The following is an 18204-nucleotide window of genomic DNA, read 5'->3' as shown; positions in this document are numbered from 1 at the left end:
GACTTAAAAGGCTTCAATGGTTTGTGTGGACGTTCCGGCGGGTTGCACCGCTTCCCTCACCTGGGTGCGAGCCTGCTCGACGAGGCGCACCAGTGGCTTGCGGCCGTATTTCAGGAACAGCGTTGGTGTGAGAAGCGTGTCGAGTACGGTCGCTGTCACCAATCCCCCGAAGATCGTGATCGCGACCGGGTGGAGGATTTCCTTGCCAGGTGCGGTCGCATCGATCATCAGCGGGATCAGGGCGACTCCCGCAGACAGGGCCGTCATCAAGACCGGGGTCAGACGTTCCAGTGAGCCCCGCACGACGAGCTCCTTGCCGAACGGCAGGTCTTCCTGGATCGCCAGGTTGATGTAATGGCTGATCTTCAGGATACCGTTTCGGGTCGAAATGCCTGTGAGCGTGATGAAGCCGATCATCGAGGCCACGGAAAGCGGCTGGCCGGCTATCCAAAGCGCGGTTACCGAGCCGATCAAGGCCAGCGGCACGCTCGCCATGATGATTGAGACGAAGAGCACCGAGCGATAACGCGAATAAAGGATCGCAAACACCATCGTCAGCGAGATGATGGAGAGGAGGCCGATGGTTCTCATCGATTCCTCCTGCGCCTGGAAGGTGCCTTCCAGGCTGACGAAGAAACCGGGCGGAAGCGTCGAGGTCGCGATCACCTTTCGGATCTCGGCGATGACCGTTGCCATGTCGGCTTCGCCGTCGGTGTTGGCGAGAACGACGACGCGACGCTTGCCGTTTTCACGCAGGATCTGGTTGGGACCATCCGTCTCGCGGACCTCTGCGATCTGGCTGACGGGGATCCAGCCCGCCGGCGTCTCGATGAGGAGATCCGAGAGCCCCTTGGTGCTGCGGATATCATCCTCGAGTCGCAACACGACGTCGAACCGCTTATTGCCGTCGACGATGCGGGACACGATCGTCCCGTTCGACAGTCGCTCAAGTTGCTCGGTGACGGCCGCCGGCTGGATGCCGTAAAGGGCAGCCCGGCGGTAATCGACGATCACTTCGAGATGCGGGATCCGGACCTGCTTTTCCACCTGAAGGTCGACGATCCCCGGGATCTCAGCTAGCTCGCCGCGAAACTCCTCGGCAAAGCCCCGAATGCTGTCGAGATCCTCGCCGAAGATCTTCAGCGCGATCTGGGCGCGCACGCCTGACAACATATGATCGAGGCGATGCGAGATCGGCTGGCCGACATTGGTGGCAACGGGCAGAACCGAGAGCCGCGAGCGGATATCGGCAATGATCTCGTCCTTGGACCGACCGTCTGCAGCGAGCGCCACTTCGATTTCGGACGAGTGGACGCCCTCTGCGTGTTCGTCGAGCTCGGCGCGTCCCGTGCGACGACCGACCTGCTCGACCTCCGGCACTTCCATGATCAACCGCTCAGCAATCAGACCGACCCGATGGCTCTCGGCAAGCGAGATGCCGGGGTTGAAGAGCATGCTGATCGTCAGCGTGCCTTCATTGAAGGGCGGCAGGAACGATCGCGGCAATTGGGTGGCAAACAAAACCGCTGCCACGACGCCGGCGACCACGGTCGACATCAAGATTTTAGGATGGCCGAAGGACCAGTCGAGCAGCCGACGGTTCGCCCGTTTCAGGACACGCACGACCACGCCCTCATGCTCGTCGAGGCGTTTCAGGCCCGGCAGCATGTAATAGGCCATGACGGGCGTCAGCGTGATCGAGACCACAAGCGAAGCGAGGATTGAGATGATGTACGCTTGACCCAGCGGCGCGAAGAGCCGTCCCTCGATACCGGAGAGGGCAAACAGCGGCACGAAGACCAGAACAATAATCATCGTTGCATAAACGATGCCGGAGCGAACTTCCTGACTGGCCGATACGACGACATCGAAGACCGAGCGCGGATTGCCCTTTTCCCGGTTTTCCCGCAGCCGCCGGAAGATGTTCTCGACGTCGACGACGGCATCGTCGACCAGTTCACCGATGGCAATCGCCAGGCCGCCAAGCGTCATGGTGTTGATCGACAACCCCAACAGATGAAAGACGATCGCGGTGACCAGAATAGACACAGGAATCGCCGTCAACGAGATCAGGGTGGTCCTGGTATTCAGGAGGAACACGAAGAGGATGATGGCAACGACAACGATTGCCTCCAGAAGGACCTTCTGGACGTTGCCGATCGAAGTTTCGATGAAGTTGGCTTGGCGGAAAAGGACCTGATCGGCTTTCACGCCCGCGGGCAACGTTGCGCTGATTTCGCTGAGGGCGGCCTCGACCTCGCGGGTCAATTTGACAGTGTCGATATCAGGCTGCTTTTCTACCGAGACGATCACGGCAGACTGTCCCTGATAACCGGCATCCCCGCGCTTCAGGCGCGGCGCGAAGCCGACTTCGGCGACCTGTCGCAGGAGAACCGGTTGGCCATCGACGCTGGCCACGACGACACTTGCTAGATCTTCAATGTTCTGAGTGCGGCCGACATTTCGGATCAGGAACTCACGGCTGTACTGGTCGGTGAAGCCGCCCCCTGTGTTTGAGCCGAACTGCGCCAGAGCCTGTTCGATCTGTTCGAAGGACACGCCGAGTGCCCGCATGGCGGCAGAGTTCGGAGAAACGCGATACTGGCGTACCTCGCCCCCGATCGGAATGACCTGCGCAACGCCGGGGATGCTCAGGATCCGCGGTCGGACGGTGAAATCAGCGAGCTCGCGCAACTCCATGGCCGAGACATTGTCCGGCCCGGTCACGGCTATCAGCATGACCTGGCCCATGATCGAATTGATTGGCCCCATCTGCGGCACGACATTCGCCGGCAGTTGCGGCTGTACAAGCGACAGCCTCTCGGCGATCTGCTGGCGGTTGCGATAGATATCCGTGTCCCAGTCGAACTCGACATAGATGATCGAAAGTCCCACGCCGGAGGTGGAGCGAACGCGGCTCACACCGGGAAGGCCGTTCATCTGGGATTCGAGCGGATAGGTAACGAGCTGCTCGACCTCTTCCGGTGCCAGTCCTTCGGCTTCCGTCATGATGGTGACGGTCGGTCGGTTGAGATCGGGGAAGACGTCAACGGGCAGACGGGTGACCGTAAACGCCCCGTAGATCATCAGGACTGCGGCAATCGCCAGGACGAACAGGCGGTTCCGCAGCGACTGGGTAACGAGAAAGTTGAACATCGGAGCCTCAGCGGATCTGGTTCAGGAGTTCGGCACCCTGTGTGACGATGCGCTTTCCGGCTTCGATCCCGGAGACGATGAGAAGACGGTCACCATCCAGCGGCTCGGTACGGACTTCCCTCGGCACGAAACGTTCTGCATTGGTATGTTCATAGACAAGTGACTGCCCATTGGAGGCACGCAGAACACTGGTGCGTGGCACGGCAATGCCTGTGCGCTCATCCGTGGTGGAAGAGAGTACCGTCAGCAACTGCCCGGCACGGATACCTTCTGCCTGGCCCTCGACGCTGAAATGGATCGGAATGGCCTGATTGCGATCAGCAAGCCCGCTGCCCCGATAGGAGAGAGAGGCGGTTCTGCCATCCATGAACTTGCCGCGCGCGGCTCCGGTGACGGAATGCGCGTCGAAGCTCAGTGCTTCTACCCAGTAACGGCTTGGATCGATGATCTGGAAGATCACAGTATTGGGCTCGGCAATCTGTCCGGCAACGGCCTGGGCCGCAGCGATAACGCCAGATACAGGTGCGGTCAGCTTTTCAGCCGCCGTCGGCGCCTGCTCCAGATTGGCGCGCCGCGCCTTGAGGCCCTGGAGCTCAAGTGTTGCATCCTCGATCTCGGCGCGCGCCACCACCGACTGTAGCCGCTCGAAACGCTGCAGCTTGCGTTCGACAAGCATGATCTCTTGGTCGAGCTCTCGGGCCTGCTGCTGCTGGCTCGTCAGATCAGCGGCACTGAGTGAGGGCTGGACCAGCGCCAGTACATCGCCAGCGGCGACACGCGTGCCGAGTTGGGGGAAGCCGCCGGGCGGAGGTAGAAGCCTTCCTGACACGGATGCCTGGACATAACCGGAAGTCGTCGGATCGGGAATAATGCGTGCCGGCAACTCCACGGTACCAGCATGCGCGGCCTGTTCGGTGAAGATCGTGCGGATTGCAAGGATCCGCTGGGTTGTCTTCGGGACAAAGATAGAGCCATCGGCAAAACGCTGGGCGACATCCCGCTCGGCCGCTTGCGCGATCGGTGCTGCAGGACCAGCGGCATCCGACTGCGGTGCCCCGGCAAGCAAGAGGGCTGCCGCGATCGCAACGACAGATGCGGCAGGCTTACGGCGGCGGAAGAGTGCAGCAAGTAGAAGCCCGACCACGATACCGCCACCACCGACAGCCCACAGTGTCATGTCTTGGCGCTGCAGCCGCGCGCCCACGTCCTGCGCAAAAGCCGAACTGATAAGGAAACCATCCGCGGCAGCCACCGGAACAGGGCTGGCCGTCATCTCGGGGATTACCATTGTAACTGTCAGGACGTCGAAGAGGTCACCGGCCATCACGGTGATGGCAAGATCGTATGAACCGGGCTTTGTCAGCCATGGTGCCGTCGCCACATAGGTTCCCTCGCCCGAAGCTTCGGCCGTCAGAGTTCCTGAAGGACTATCGATTTCGAGCATCGCTCCGCTGATCGGTTCATTGCCCTTGAAGCTGTCGAGGAAGATTTCAAGCCGCTCTCCGCGTGCCACGGCGACCAGCTCGAGGTCGGCCGTCGATGCGTCGGCCCGCGGTGCGATCGTGGTGGAGACAGGCGGAGGCGGCGCGCCGTGATCATGGCCCTCATGGGCCGCAGCGGAGGTTGCAGCAAGTCCTATGGCAGAAAGGCAGATTCCAGCGAGAACAGAGGCGAATCGGTCGACCATCGTAACCCTGAGCAAAAGTTGATTTGCTCCGGTGTAGCTGCGCCTCTTTGTCCGTCGATGTCCCGATTGTTACAGAATGTTTCAGGTTGGTTTTGCCACGTCCTTCGGGAGGATGACACTAACGACCAGCCCTCCCGTTTCACCCTTCTCCAGGCGAAGCGAACCGGAATGCCCGTCAATGATCGCCTGGGCAATCGGGAGTCCGAGCCCAAAACCGCCTGTTTCAAGGCTCCTGGATGGCTCAAGCCGAACAAAGGGCGAAAGGGCCCGCTCGACGTCCTGCGCCGCGATGCCGGGGCCGTCATCACTGATTGCAACGAGGACGTCGGACTGCCGATCGTCGACCTGGACCCTCGCCCTTTCGCCATATTTGAGTGCGTTTTCGATGAGATTGGAGAAGGCTCGCTTGAGCGCCAGCCGACGCCCTGTGATAATTGCATGAGTGGCGCCGGAAAGCCTGATGGATGCGCCACGATCGGCCGCATCGTCGACCAGCGTTCCGAGGATCGCGACGATGTCGATCGGCTTCAGTTCTTCGTCGCTGCGATCGCCACGCAGGAAGGATAGTGTCTGATCGAGCATCCGCTCCATCTCAGTCAAATCCTCGGCCATTGCATCGCGCGTGACACCATCGGCCAGATCCTCGGCTCTGAACCGCAGCCGTGTGATCGGAGTCTTCAGATCATGCGAAACGGCTGCGAGCGCTTGAGTGCGGTCTTCGATCAATCGCTCGATGCGCCGTTGCATATCATTGAAGGCGACAGCGAGTTCAACCACCTCTCTTGGCCCGGTTTCCGGAACGGGAACGACAGTCTTGCCTCGATAGAAATCCTTGGCAGCAGTAGCGACAGCAGTCAGAGGACGAGTGAACCAGCGCACCAGAAGCATGGAGACTACGACTGCCCCGAGAGCCATCAAGGTTGTCGAAACCAGCATTCCTCCCGGCGGCGGCACTTTGCGATCCCAGGAGACGAGATTGACGTTGATCCAAGATGCATCGGGGAGCTTGATCGACACGACTGCCAGATGCGGATCATCACCTGCCTGGTTATCCGGCCCGATAATGAGACCGTCCTCGGCAATCTCTGGAGCAAGTGCTCGAAGGTTGCGACGAAGTGGCTCCCAGTTCTGACCAGCGGTATCGCCCTCAACCGCGTACGGAGTGGAACCCCAATGGGCGTCTATCGAACCCCCGGAGAAGTCGTGCGCGACATCCTCCCGTTCATCGACTGGCGCACGCATGACGGATCGTTTGATCGTCAGAAGCTGGTCTGCAAGCCGGACTTCGTTTGCGAGGTCCAGTTCTTTTTCCAGGCTCTGGTGGTAAGTGAAGAGACTGCCAAAATGGACGAGAGAGATACCAAACAGCACGACGAGGGCTGTCCGCAGTCTCAGGCTGTCTATCGACCGCCACCAGCCTTGTAACCGTGTTTCGAAACGAACATCAGGCACGGACGACATCCGTCGCAAAGAGATAACCCGCGCCGCGCACCGTTTTGATGAGATCCTCACGGCCGTCGAGCTTACGACGCAGACGGCTGACTTGGACATCGATCGACCGATCGTAGCCTTCGATTGCGCGATTGCGGGCCGCGTCCAAGAGGAACTCACGGCTGAGAACGCGTTGTGGCGCTTCGAGGAACGCGAGCAGCAGGTCGTATTCCCCTGTTGAAAGATCCACGACCACACCACTCGGTGCGGTCAGTTCTCGCTTCATCGTATCGAGCGACCACCCAGCAAAGCTGAAGCTCCGCCCGGCACGCTCAGTCGTCGGGTTGCCAGCCGTGCGAGTCCGCCTTAGCACCGCGCCGATGCGTGCTAGCAATTCGCGAGGATTGAAGGGTTTGGGCAGATAGTCGTCTGCCCCGACCTCAAGACCGATAATGCGATCCGTCTCGTCGCCCTTGGCCGTCAGCATGATGATCGGGACGGAAGAAGTGCGGCGCAGTTCGCGACAGATCTCCAGCCCGTTCTTCCCCGGCAGCATGAGATCCAGCACGATGAGATCGACCGACAAGCGCTTTAGGGTCTCGGCCATCTCCACGCCGTTTCGCGCCGTGTGAACGCGAAAGCCGTTTGCCCTCAGGAACTTTGCCACAAGGATCAAGATCTGACCGTCATCGTCAACGATCAGGATTTCGGCTGAGGCATCCAAGTGTGTTCTCTCCGCAAGTCCGTCCATCGCTCAGCCCTCCGGATGTAGCAGAGGGACGCGATGCAATTTGTGTCGGGAAAGTAACAGATTGTTTCCATGCTAGAAGCATAGATTTCAGCCTTTGACCGCGCTCTCCTTCGACAAGCAACACGCTCACAAAACTGCAGATACCCTTGTCTGCTCCTGTTGGGAGAGCAACCTAATCGTGTTCGGCCTGTTCAGAGGCTTGGAGAGTTGGAAGCCCTGAAGGTTGTCACAGCCAAGTGAAGTGAGTGTTAAGCGTTGATCAGCAGTTTCGACGCCTTCTGCTGTGGTCTTCAAACCCTTGTGCCGCGCCATTTGCACAATGGCTTCGACCAGCGGCGCACCTCCATTTTCATGAAGCTGGTCAACGAACATTTTGTCTATCTTGATGCGATCGACATTCAGATTGAGGAGCTGCCCGAACGAGGAAGTGCCCATTCCGAAGTCATCGATGGCGAATCTGACGCCTGCATCCCGCAATGACCTGATCGAAGCAGCGGCCTTGCCTTTCGTGTCTGTCGCGACCCTCTCGGTAATCTCGATCTCGAGGCGAGATGGGGCAAGACTGAACTTTGATAGCATTGTCAGGACACGAAACGCGTAACCTGGCGCCATGAGCTCGATCGCCGACGCGTTGACAGAGATTCCAATATCGGATTCCGGCACCTCGGCTAGCAGACTGCAGGCTTCTTCCAGAACATAAAGTCCGAGTTTCTGTATCAGCCCGCATTCCTCGGCAATTGGCACAAAAACATCAGGCGATATTGCACCAAATGTTGGATGCATCCAGCGGCATAGAGCTTCCATCGACGATATACGTCCGTCCATCGCCGCGTAAACGGGTTGAAAATGAACGGCGAGTTGCGTCCCGGTTTCAAGAGCTATCGCCAGATCGCTCTCCAGCGCTCGACGACGCCTTAAGACTTCTTCCATGTGACTTCCAAAGACGGCGAAGGTATTTCGGCCAGCCGCTTTGGCATGATAAAGCGCGATGTCCGCGCGTCTGGTCATTTCCGTCGCTTCCACACCCGGCGAGAACAGCGAAATTCCGATGCTCGCTCCAACCGTGATGAGGCTACCCTCAATCTGGAAGGGCATACGTAGTCTCTCGATAATCTCCTCGGCGAGCCGGTCAATAGTCTTGAGATCCTCTGCAGGGAGAAGCAGCGTGAACTCATCTCCCCCGACCCGGGATACGAGCGCCGACGGGGCGATCTCCCTCAGGCGGTTTGCGACCTCCTTGATCAGGGAGTCTCCGACCGGGTGCCCGAAGCTATCGTTTACTTCCTTGAAGTGATCAAGGTCCAGGAACATCACCGCGATGCCCGTTTCGGCGGTGGCGCTGTCAAGGTTTTGGACAAGAGTGCGTTGGAATGTCGTTCGGTTTGCAAGACCCGTCAGGGGATCGTGCATAGCAAGGTGCCTGAGTTCCTGCTGGCTCTCGGCAAGGCTTGTAGAGCGACGCCAAATGGCATGCCCGAGAAAGCTCATCAGAAGGAAGGCCGAGAGGCCCACCGCGATGATCACAGGAGAGACCGCCTGTATCACGCTGGCTCCCGGGCTAAATGGTTGCCACTGAAAGTAACCAATCGTGTGCCCAGATGCAGAAAGCAATGCGACGCTGGATTTATCCGTACCATCTGTCGGTTGGCGGACGAAGGTAAGGTCTTGAAACTGGTAGTCCTGCGCCAATTTCGACAGCAGAACTCCGTCCAGATAGCGCACCGCCACATGGAGATTTTCGGCACCGGGCTCCTGCTCGATCTCTCCGCTATCGGAAATGATGGGCTTTATGCTGAAGATGGCTGCCCGCCCATTGAGGTCGAGAAGGTCGCTTTCACCAATCGAGAGAATGGTGGTACCGGCCGACATTTCACCCGCAGCAAGTCTCTTCTGTAGCTTAGAGACCAAGGGGGCGGCGATTTTGGCGATGTTTGTGCCAGAAACTGATGCTGACGGTTCAGCGACAAACTCGTAAATGGGGTTGCCAGTGCTATCGAGGACGAGAGCCACATCGTGCTGGAAATAGCTGTGCATCCATTCGCCAAGGTTGGACGCTATCCAATCCTTGTTTCGCTGACGTACTTCGACGACTGCATCGTCCCAAACAGTTGCGCTCTCCTGGTTGTGTGCGACTTCCGCTTCGAGTTTGGTCACCACAAGCTTCAGAAGGTCCTGCTGACGCTGGTTCGCGGCCTCATCTGATGTTGCAGCAGAGAGAAACAGGGCCCCGAACAAAAGGCCGACTGTGAGGGTGGCGACCGCTAGGGGTAGCCCCAAGACAAGGAACGGCTTTCGGCGAAACATTCGGTGCATTCGTAAACTCACAGGCAATAGGTGACCCAGCTTATTCCCGCCTACTTAATTTCAGGGAAATCGAATGCATAAAATTTCGCATGTAAGTCATCTAGTCCGGCACAGCAGCAAGCGATGTGGGCACTTACGCTAAGCTTAGCTCTGTCTGAGTGAAACATGCCCAATTGGAAGTGCACGCGCCCGCTTCATACAAGTCCACGCGAGCGCATGGGAGCAGCCCGGCTATCTCTCGATGATCTATGAAACGCTTTCTCTGCAGGTTTGACTTCGCGGCAACACCAAAGATCCATCCTGTGGCTGTCAGCTTTTGGGTGAGGCTAGAACAAGCCGAACGACTTTAATGACGGCGCGAAGCGGATTGAACCCTTGTGAAGGCTCTCCGAGGAAAGGAACGGCCCCACGAGGTGCGGGGCCGGCCCGCGTTTAGATTTCAGTCCGCTCTGCTAATTCCAGTGCGTCCTCAATGTCCACGCCGAGGTACCTGACTGTGTTCTCGATCTTGGTATGGCCAAGCAGGATCTGGCTCGCTCGAAGATTGCCAGTGGCTTTGTAGATTATGGCAGCCTTTGTTCGCCGCAGGGAATGCGTACCGTAATCCTCCCGTCGCAGCCCAATCGCAGTCCCCCACTCATCGACCAGTCGGGCGTACTGCCGAGTGCTGAGATGATCAGCGTGGTCGACACGACTGGGAAAGGCATAGTCATCGACTGTTCCTCCCCTTCGTTGAAGCCAGGCAAGCACACTAGCTCTGACCTCCGTCGTAATTTCGAACTGCACGAGTCGTCCAGTCTTCTGCTGAACGACCATCGCCCGAGTTCGAATGTCGTGGCCGGTGACGAGGGTTCCGATTTTCAGTCTTACCAGATCGCAGCCGCGGAGCTTGCTGTCGATGGCAAGATCGAAAAGCGCCCGATCTCGTATCCTTCCTTCACGGTCGAGGAAGAAGCGGACTGCCCAGATTTGGCGCTGTTTCAGAGGCTTCTTGACGCCAACTTGCTTGCTTGCGTTCCAGGCCGGTCGACCCAGTGCGCCCGGATCATATTGCGAGATACCCATTTCAGTTCTCCTATGGCCACCATTGGCCACAGGGAGAACGTGGAAAACTCACGCTTGTATAGCGGGGCAACCGGAACACAGGCTACGCATGTTGCTCAGGCAACTTAAACAGACAGCTCTCATCGTCACTAGGCGTCGCTATCCGGGTCTGACGTGCATTTAGTCTCATCCATCAAATGTCGCCTTAGGACTAATAGCGCGTGATCGATTGCCTGCATCGACTGAAGCAACACAAGGAATTCAGCAGGGACCGTAGTCGTATGTGCTGCATTGTTTAGATTGCCAGAGATCCGAGATGGACGGAAATCAATGACTTGGGCCATATCGGTCTTCTTTGTTGTCCATGGTTGGCCGCCATGGCGCATCATCAACGAACACTGTCTGTTGCTCCAGTGCCGACCAAGACTGTCCCGCCAGCATTAGAATTCTTCCCAATGGTCGCCCGACTTCAGCGCAGCATTGCCATGGCTTGTATGGATGACCTTGGCGGCGCTCTTAGCCATTTTGAGCGGAACAGGCCTTGAGCCTGTGCTGACGCTTGCCTGCACAGAGCGAGGTGACGCGGCGGCGCTACCAATATTGAACTGGCCAAGCAGAGCAAACAACTGTTCGGCTTCCCGCGCCAGACTATGGGCCGCCGCCGTCGTTTCCTCGACCATGGCCGCGTTCTGCTGGGTACCTTGGTCCATCGTGCTGACCGCAGTGTTGATCTCCTTCAATCCCGTGGCCTGCTCTTTCGAAGCCTCGACGATCGCTACGACATTGCTATCAACCTGAACAACCTGGCTGACGATCTCTTGCAGCGCCTTCCCCGTGTTGCCAACTAGGGCAACGCCACTCCTGACGTGTTCGTTGGAGGTATTGATCAGCTCCTTGATCTCCTTTGCAGCTTTCGCCGAACGTTGAGCAAGTTCGCGCACCTCCTGGGCGACGACCGCAAAGCCCTTGCCGGCCTCACCGGCACGTGCCGCCTCTACGCCCGCATTCAGCGCGAGAAGGTTAGTCTGAAAGGCGATTTCATCGATCACGCCGATAATGTTGCCGATCTCCCCGGCCGACTGCTCGATCTTACCCATCGCATCAACTGCTTGGCTGACAACCCTACCGGAGTTTTCGGCATTCTCCTTCGTGCGGCGGACCAACGATCCAGCTTCCTGAGCGCGATGGCTGGAATCGCCAACGGTCGTCGTGATCTGTTCGAGAGCCGCAGCCGTCTCCTCAACGGAGGCTGCTTGTTGTTCCGTGCGCTTTGACAAGTCGTTGGACGCTGACTGAATCTCCTGAGAAGCGGCTGCAATGGCGCCGGCGTTCTGGGAGATCGTCTGCAGTGTGGTGCGAAGTTTCGACGATGTCTCGTTGAAGTCTAGACGGAGTTTTTCAAGCGCCGGCATAAACGGGGAGCGGAGTTCCTGCGTCAGGTCTCCCGCAGACATGGCTTGCAGGGCCTCTGCCAGTTGTTCGACGTTTCGAACGCGTTCGGAAACATCAGTGGCGAATTTCACCACTTTGAAGACCTTGCCGTTCAAGTCGAAAATCGGATTGTAGGAGGCCTGGATGTAAACGGGCTTGCCGCCCTTGCCGATGCGTTTGAATTCGTCGGCCTGAAACTCGCCGCCGGCAAGCTTCTGCCAGAACTGGCGGTATTCGTCGCTGCCAACATAGGCTGACTCGCAAAACATCGAATGATGTTTCCCTTGAACCTCGGACAGGTGGTAACCCAGTGTCTTCAGGAAGTTATCGTTCGCGGTCAGGATCTCGCCAGTTGGCGTGAACTCGATTACGGCCTGCGCACGCGAGATCGCATCCAGCTTGCCGCGTTCCTCGACCGCCCTAAGTTTGTGCTCCGTGATATCAGTTGCAAACTTCACGATCTTGAACGGTTTGCCGCTCTTGAATATCGGATTGTAGGAAGCCTCGATCCAGATCTCGCTGCGGTCTTTAGTCACTCGCCTGTACTGACGCCGATCAAACTTCCCCTCGGCAAGTCCGGCCCAGAAATCGCGGTATTCCTGACCGCTAGCTTCAATGGGGTCGACGAAGAGACGGTGATGCTTTCCCACGATCTCTGAAAGCTGATATCCCAGCGCTTTGCAGAAATTCTCGTTGGCCGTGATGATCGTACCATCAAGCTGAAATTCGATGACTGCTTGCGACTTGCTCATCGCATTCATGACCGCCTTGGCGTCAGAACTACCGAACCCGAACATTTCATACCCCCCCCAAATCGGCGTATTTGAGCTTCCAGTCTTTCCGGAAAGCCTCAGACAAGCCTCACATCCAATGGTGCTAATTCTCAGGTTCATGAATTTAAGATATGTGAAGATTCGAATGCACCTCCGCTTTTTTTGCGCTTTTTTTTCATTTCTTGCTCTTCGCCAGTGAATCATTCGACTACAGCCAACGTGAGGATTCTCCCTCCTCCACAGAGTGCCAGCGACACCCATGGATAAACTTGCCGAACTTGAGCTTGAATTTCGGAATCCAGAACCGCCCGTGGAAACCCATGCGGCAAACTCCTGGCGTGGCCTTTCCGTGCAGTATTCGCGCCTGAAACTCCCGACGGAATATGAGTTCAAGTGGGATGGATCGTGCCACTATCTGGCATATCACGACCTGCTATTGCTCGACGGGGAGATGGAGGTGCTCGGCGACAAACCGATCGCCGGGGGTGATTTACGCGACCAGATGACATTTGTCCCAGACGGAATTGAGATCACCGGCTGGGCGAAACCCGCCGATCGGATGAACGCCTTTACGGTGATCTGTTTTAATCCATCAGCGATGTACGAGGAATTGCAGGCGGAATTCACGCCGTTCGAGTCTAGGCCTCACGTGTATTTCCAGGACAATGTGCTCGGCGCGACCATGCAGAAGCTTGCGTCCGTCATGGCTGACGAGCGCCGCCCCGCATCGCAGATTTATGCCGAAACCCTCGGCTTGACTGCCGCCCTGGAAATGTTCCGCCTGGCTCAGGAAGGCTCCATTGCACCGAAGTCGATCGCATCGGCGGGCCAGCTCAGTAAATCCAGGCAAGAGCTCGTTTTGAGCTACATCGCCGAGAACCTAGGTCGCGACCTAGGCCTGGATGAGTTGGCTGCTCTTTGCGGATTGACGCGATTTCATTTCGCCCGAGCATTCAAGGCGACCTTCGGCGAGCCCCCACACCAGTACATTTTGAGGATAAGGCTGGAAAAGGCCAAGGGTCTTCTCGCCAGCAGTCGATTGCCAATCTCTGACATCGCCACCACGACAGGCTTCAATGGTGCAAGCCAGTTCGCACGATCGTTCAAGTCTGTGACAGGGCAGACGCCCTTGGAATTTCGCAGAAGCGCTTGACTGTGTCGGGAGCTGAATCTGAGTTGTTAAAGTGTCTGCATTACGTTGCTCGCTTTGACCGATGTTATGACTGTTTTGAAGGCGCGTTCCCGCCACGGCAGCATTCGCTTGCAGCCAGAACTTTCGACTGTTACGATTAGCGGCCTCGACGGAATGACTGCCGTGATTCCTTTGCAGAATCCGAAAAGCCCGGAGGCTTGTTTCTCACCCAAGTGACGAATGTTCGCACCGCAGGGTCTTCCACGATGTTTTCGATCGTGGAAAACTTCTTGGCGAGTTGCGCATCGGTAAAGATCGAATGGATCTGGTCGTGGCAGATACGGTGCAGGAGGACGGTTTTCTTTCCACCCTTGCTCTTGGGCACGAGATGATGCTCGTCTCTCTGATCCTCCGGGATGACGCGCTCGCACATCGGACAGAGCACCGGCTCTGGCGTAGGCTCGTCCCAGGAAGCTAGCTCATCTCTGTTCTTGCGGGCCAACGCTCGATCTTTCCTGTTGTAGACCCCGGATGCTGTTCTCGAGGATGGGTGCTAGTGTTGCACGCGCACGCCAGTAGCACGAAACCATCAGAAGCGTATGGCTTCTTTGAAGGCGCAAAGCGGATTGAATCCTTCGAGAGGCTCTCGCAGCGAAAGGGCGCGACCCCACAACGTGCGGGGCCGTCCTCATTCAGATTTCAGTCCGCTCGGCCAGTTCTAGTGCGTCCTCAATGTCGACGCCGAGATATCTGACTGTGTTCTCGATCTTGGTATGGCCAAGCAGGATCTGGATCGCTCGAAGATTGCCGGTGGCCTTGTAGATCATGGCAGCCTTCGTTCGCCGTAGAGAATGCGTACCGTAATCCTCCCGACGAAGCCCGATCGCCGTCACCCACTCATCGACCAGTCGGGCGTACTGCCGAGTGCTGAGATGATTAGCGTGGCCGCCGCGACTGGGAAAGGCATAGTCATCGACTGTTCCTCCCCTTTGTTGAAGCCAGGCAAGCAGACTAGCTCTGACCTCAGTCGTAATTTCGAACTGCACGGGTCGTCCAGTCTTCTGCTGGACGACCATCGCTCGAGTTCGAATGTCGTGGCCGGTGACGAGTGCCCCGATCTTGAGCTTTACCAGATCGCAGCCGCGGAGCTTGCTGTCGATGGCAAGATCAAAAAGCGCCCGATCTCGCGTCCTTCCTTCACGGTCGAGGAAGAAGCGGACTGCCCAGATCTGGCGCTGCTTCAGGGGCTTCTTGACGCCAACTTGCTTGCCTGCGTTCCAAGCCGGTCGACCCAGCGCGCTAGGATCATATTGTGAGATACCCATTTTAAGTTCTCCTTTGGCCAACCATTGGCCACAGGGAGAACGCGCACCTTCGGGTTAGATGATGGGGCCGACAGCGGAAAGTCCGCAAATGTAGAGCTGCCTGGCGTAAGCAGACATTAGTGCTCACGTGGCCAATCCGGATGTAGCCGACCGCCCGGACCACTAGGCTTAGATGAAGAAACTGCCGGATCGTGTGAATGTCCGTGATGGTGGTGATGCGCGTGATTTGCGTTGTTCATCTCGCCCTCCTTCAGCCCTGCTGGACATAGTCGACGAATGTCATCATGCCTGTCGCCATATGATAGAGATGATGGCAATGCAGCGGCCAGCGGCCTGGATTATCAGCGTCGAACTCGATCGACACCTGCGCCATGGGCGGTAGCATCACAGTGTCCCGCATAGCGCCGGAAATGTTCTTGCCGTTGATTTCCGTGACTTGGAAGTGATGGCCATGCAGATGCATCGGATGGGCCATCATCGACATGTTGTGCATGGAAATCCGAATGCGCTGTCCGCTGCTGACTTCGATCGGGCTGTCGGTGTCGATGGACCAGCGATAGGTCGCCATGTCACCGCCCAGCATCAGCGCAAACTGCCGATCAACAGCGCGCCGTGCCAGCGGTGTCAGGCCTTGAAGGCTTTGCTCGAGCGAAAGGTCAAGAACCGGGCCCTTGGCTGCCGCAGTGGTTTCGAGCTTTTGCACTCGTGCGGAGGTGGTGGCGAGGATCACGCCAGTGCGCTCGACGGCCCCCTCCCGCAGAGCCAGTATAGGATACGCCCCGTCGGCAGGCGGCAAGGCCAAACGGATGTCGGCTCGTTGGCCCATGGACAAGGGGAACTGTCGGCCGCGGACCGGGACGATGTCCATCCCGTCGACAGCAATCAGCTCGCCCTCGAGTTCGCCCGTATCGATCGTGAAGGCGGTTGCCGTGGCGCCATTGATGATGCGAAGCCTGATGCGGCCGCCCCGTTCTGCCTTGACGATCTCGGGGTCATCGAGCGTCCGGTCATTGGCGAGATAGGCGTCATATTCGATGTCGTTCAGGTCCATGCCCATCATCATGTGAGGCGCGGCCGAAGTTTCAGCCGAGCCCATCTGATGGCCACCATGCATGTTCATCATGGAGGACATATCTCCGTGTCCGGAGGGCATGGCATGACCGCCACCGCTCTGAAGGTCGGAAAGCAGTTCCTCGGGCGACTTGAAGGAGAAATCATGCAGGAGCACGATGACCTCTTGCTCGTCGCGGGCAAGATCCTCGGCGGTTCGTATGATTAGGGGTGCCGCGAGCAGGTTCTGCTCCTGCAGAGTGTGGGCATGCATCCAATGGGTGCCGCCTCTCGGCAAGGTAAATTTGTAGGCCCGGCTTTCCTTAGGCGGAAGCAGTGCAGCCGGATTGCCCGGCACCCCGTCCAAATCCCAAGGCGGCGTAAGCCCATGCCAGTGGATGAGCGTCTCCTCGTCGCTTTCGTTGCGAAGAAGAACGTCGAAGTCCGAGGGCGCGTTGAGGACCAGCCCGGCGTTCCCGGCCTTGTCGGTCAGTCCGAAGACGGAGGCAGCCTTGCCGTGGATGTCCAGGGTCCGTTTACCGATCACAAGCTCGCTCGTTTGTGTTGCGGAGTTTGCCCAGGTGTGCCCGAGGGGGGACAGGGCTACCGAACCCAAGGCGAGCGTTTTCAGAAAGTCTCTGCGATACATGATGTTTCTCTCGATCCGGCCGTTACAACAGCCATGCGGTTGACAGGATAATTGCGCATTAGGCGCGTTTGTCAGGCAGCAGATCGGGGGGGATGACGTCCTGGAACGGGAAGCTGGCCGTGCAGTCTAGACGGCGGTTCAAGGCAGATCGGTCCACGCCCAAATCCTTCCGGGCTGTAGAGCACTAGGGATGAATATGCGACACAGAGCATGCAGTCATTAGCGCAATATGCCTCGGCTAACGAACCTGACGCTGCCAAATCTTCCGTTTCCATGTGACTGGTTTGGTCGGCATGAGCGACATGAGTCGAACAAGGTTGGGGACCTGCATCCGAGGCAGTAGAGGCGAACAGCAGGGCTATCGCCAGTGCCGCGAAGACCGCCATGGTCCATATCCGAAGCTTCAAGTCATTGCTCATCGCCGTCTCTCACTTGATGAAGCCACATTAGCCGGATTCCCGCCGTCGCGGATTGATGTCAGTCAAGCTTGAGCAAGCGTGCACTTTCCCACACTAGCAAGGTCAAGCGCTCTTTAGGGGAATTTGGGGCATGGATGTTTGATTCCCCCGCCCGCCTCCGCCTTGCCTCTAGAAAGGCCTACAGAGCTGTGCGCAGCATATCGCTCGGCCGATGGCTGAATCTTGGACGCGGAGATCTCTCTTTGGCGGGAAGAGTGGCGAACAGCTTCGGAGCTGTCGCCCGCCACTCTTTTTTTCAATGTGATTCACCAGAGCGGTCGTTGCGGTAGTGAATCCGGGCCACATTCGGCTTGAGCAACTGCTGCACCTATAAATTGGTCAAAGTCCAACGCCTTCAGCGCCGGGACGATCACAACTCTCGCCACAACTATGGCGCTGCAATAAGACCATGAAGAGCTGCTGCAAGATGGATTTCACTCAGGCCGTCGGGATGCAGGGTAACCCGCTTCTGCTAGCACAGCTTCAATATCTCCTGGCGCTGCAGATGTCTGCACCACAAGTTTACGCTTCGCCGGATCGGCTGAGATCTCTGCGGTCTGGTCGATTGATAGGATCGCTTTGGTCACACTCCGGGCACATCCGGAACAGGTCATTCGTTCTACGTAATACTCCACACTTCGCCTCCTTTCGATTTTCAGGCGAAGATAGAAATGGTCGTTTCCAGTGTGGGAAGGTCAAGCCGTATTCGCAGTTTTTTCACCTTCTTGCATTCGCGGCAGCACGTCTGAGCAAGGACTACTGCTAGATTCACGGCCGAAGTCAGCGAAAAGATGAAGATCGAAGAGCTCCACAGACTGGTCCTCAAGTAGGAAACCTGCGGAGTTAATCTGGCCTACCGCCTCAGCGTAGGATTTGGAAGTTGATAGTGCCCCCACAGAATCACGGTCTTTCCAGAGAGTGAGGACGACACAGTCCAGGCCCCGGCGGAACATCGCAACCCCACAGCATCCGGGCTGTCGTCGGAACATAGGCAGAGAGACTTCGCGCGCAAA

At 57.6% G+C, this 18204-nt stretch carries 12 protein-coding genes; 1 reads left to right on the top strand and 11 read right to left on the bottom strand.

Going from position 1 to position 18204, the window contains the following annotated elements; all coding sequences use genetic code 11:
- Positions 1–3: 3 nt before the first annotated feature.
- The 7 genes from M1E12_RS01535 to M1E12_RS01505 form a co-directional block, all read right to left on the bottom strand.
- A complete protein-coding gene (locus M1E12_RS01535; RefSeq protein ID WP_479563500.1) occupies positions 4–3156 on the bottom strand; it encodes an efflux RND transporter permease subunit in 3153 nt (1050 codons plus the stop codon).
- Between the two features lie 7 nt (positions 3157–3163).
- Positions 3164–4843 carry an efflux RND transporter periplasmic adaptor subunit gene (locus M1E12_RS01530; RefSeq protein WP_479563499.1) on the bottom strand — a complete coding sequence of 560 codons (1680 nt, stop codon included), beginning with the start codon at positions 4841–4843 and terminating at the stop codon, positions 3164–3166.
- 81 nt (positions 4844–4924) lie between these two features.
- Positions 4925–6394, bottom strand: coding sequence for an ATP-binding protein (locus M1E12_RS01525; RefSeq protein WP_479563498.1), 1470 nt, complete (start codon positions 6392–6394; stop codon positions 4925–4927).
- Entirely contained in the window at positions 6288–6998 is a 711-nt protein-coding gene (locus tag M1E12_RS01520; protein WP_479563497.1) for a response regulator, read from the bottom strand. Before M1E12_RS01520 ends, M1E12_RS01525 begins: the two co-directional genes overlap by 107 nt.
- A gap of 153 nt (positions 6999–7151) precedes the next feature.
- Positions 7152–9329, bottom strand: a complete 2178-nt coding sequence (locus M1E12_RS01515) for a bifunctional diguanylate cyclase/phosphodiesterase (RefSeq protein WP_479563496.1) — start codon at positions 9327–9329, stop codon at positions 7152–7154.
- A 432-nt stretch (positions 9330–9761) separates the two neighbouring features.
- A complete protein-coding gene (locus tag M1E12_RS01510) occupies positions 9762–10394 on the bottom strand; it encodes a tyrosine-type recombinase/integrase (RefSeq protein WP_479563495.1) in 633 nt (210 codons plus the stop codon).
- A gap of 419 nt (positions 10395–10813) precedes the next feature.
- Positions 10814–12601 (bottom strand): methyl-accepting chemotaxis protein, encoded by a 1788-nt coding sequence (locus M1E12_RS01505; protein WP_479563494.1) that lies wholly within the window; start codon positions 12599–12601, stop codon positions 10814–10816.
- Between the two features lie 235 nt (positions 12602–12836).
- Between M1E12_RS01505 and M1E12_RS01500 the strand changes: the two genes are divergently transcribed.
- A complete protein-coding gene (locus M1E12_RS01500) occupies positions 12837–13730 on the top strand; it encodes a helix-turn-helix domain-containing protein (RefSeq protein WP_479563493.1) in 894 nt (297 codons plus the stop codon).
- Between the two features lie 136 nt (positions 13731–13866).
- On the opposite strand, the gene M1E12_RS01495 is transcribed toward M1E12_RS01500, so the two are convergent.
- The 4 genes from M1E12_RS01495 to M1E12_RS01480 form a co-directional block, all read right to left on the bottom strand.
- Positions 13867–14211: an HNH endonuclease gene (locus M1E12_RS01495; protein WP_479563492.1), complete on the bottom strand. Its 345-nt coding sequence runs from the start codon at positions 14209–14211 to the stop codon at positions 13867–13869.
- 190 nt (positions 14212–14401) lie between these two features.
- Positions 14402–15034, bottom strand: a complete 633-nt coding sequence (locus M1E12_RS01490; RefSeq protein WP_479563491.1) for a tyrosine-type recombinase/integrase — start codon at positions 15032–15034, stop codon at positions 14402–14404.
- Between the two features lie 250 nt (positions 15035–15284).
- Positions 15285–16733 carry a multicopper oxidase family protein gene (locus M1E12_RS01485; protein ID WP_479563490.1) on the bottom strand — a complete coding sequence of 483 codons (1449 nt, stop codon included), beginning with the start codon at positions 16731–16733 and terminating at the stop codon, positions 15285–15287.
- Between the two features lie 892 nt (positions 16734–17625).
- Positions 17626–17826: a heavy-metal-associated domain-containing protein gene (locus tag M1E12_RS01480; RefSeq protein ID WP_479563489.1), complete on the bottom strand. Its 201-nt coding sequence runs from the start codon at positions 17824–17826 to the stop codon at positions 17626–17628.
- Positions 17827–18204 lie beyond the last annotated feature (378 nt).

The sequence above is a fragment of the Rhizobium sp. K33 genome (assembly GCF_056501445.1).
Note: the sequence above shows the minus strand (reverse complement) of the source record. Positions and strands in the feature narration are given on the sequence as shown.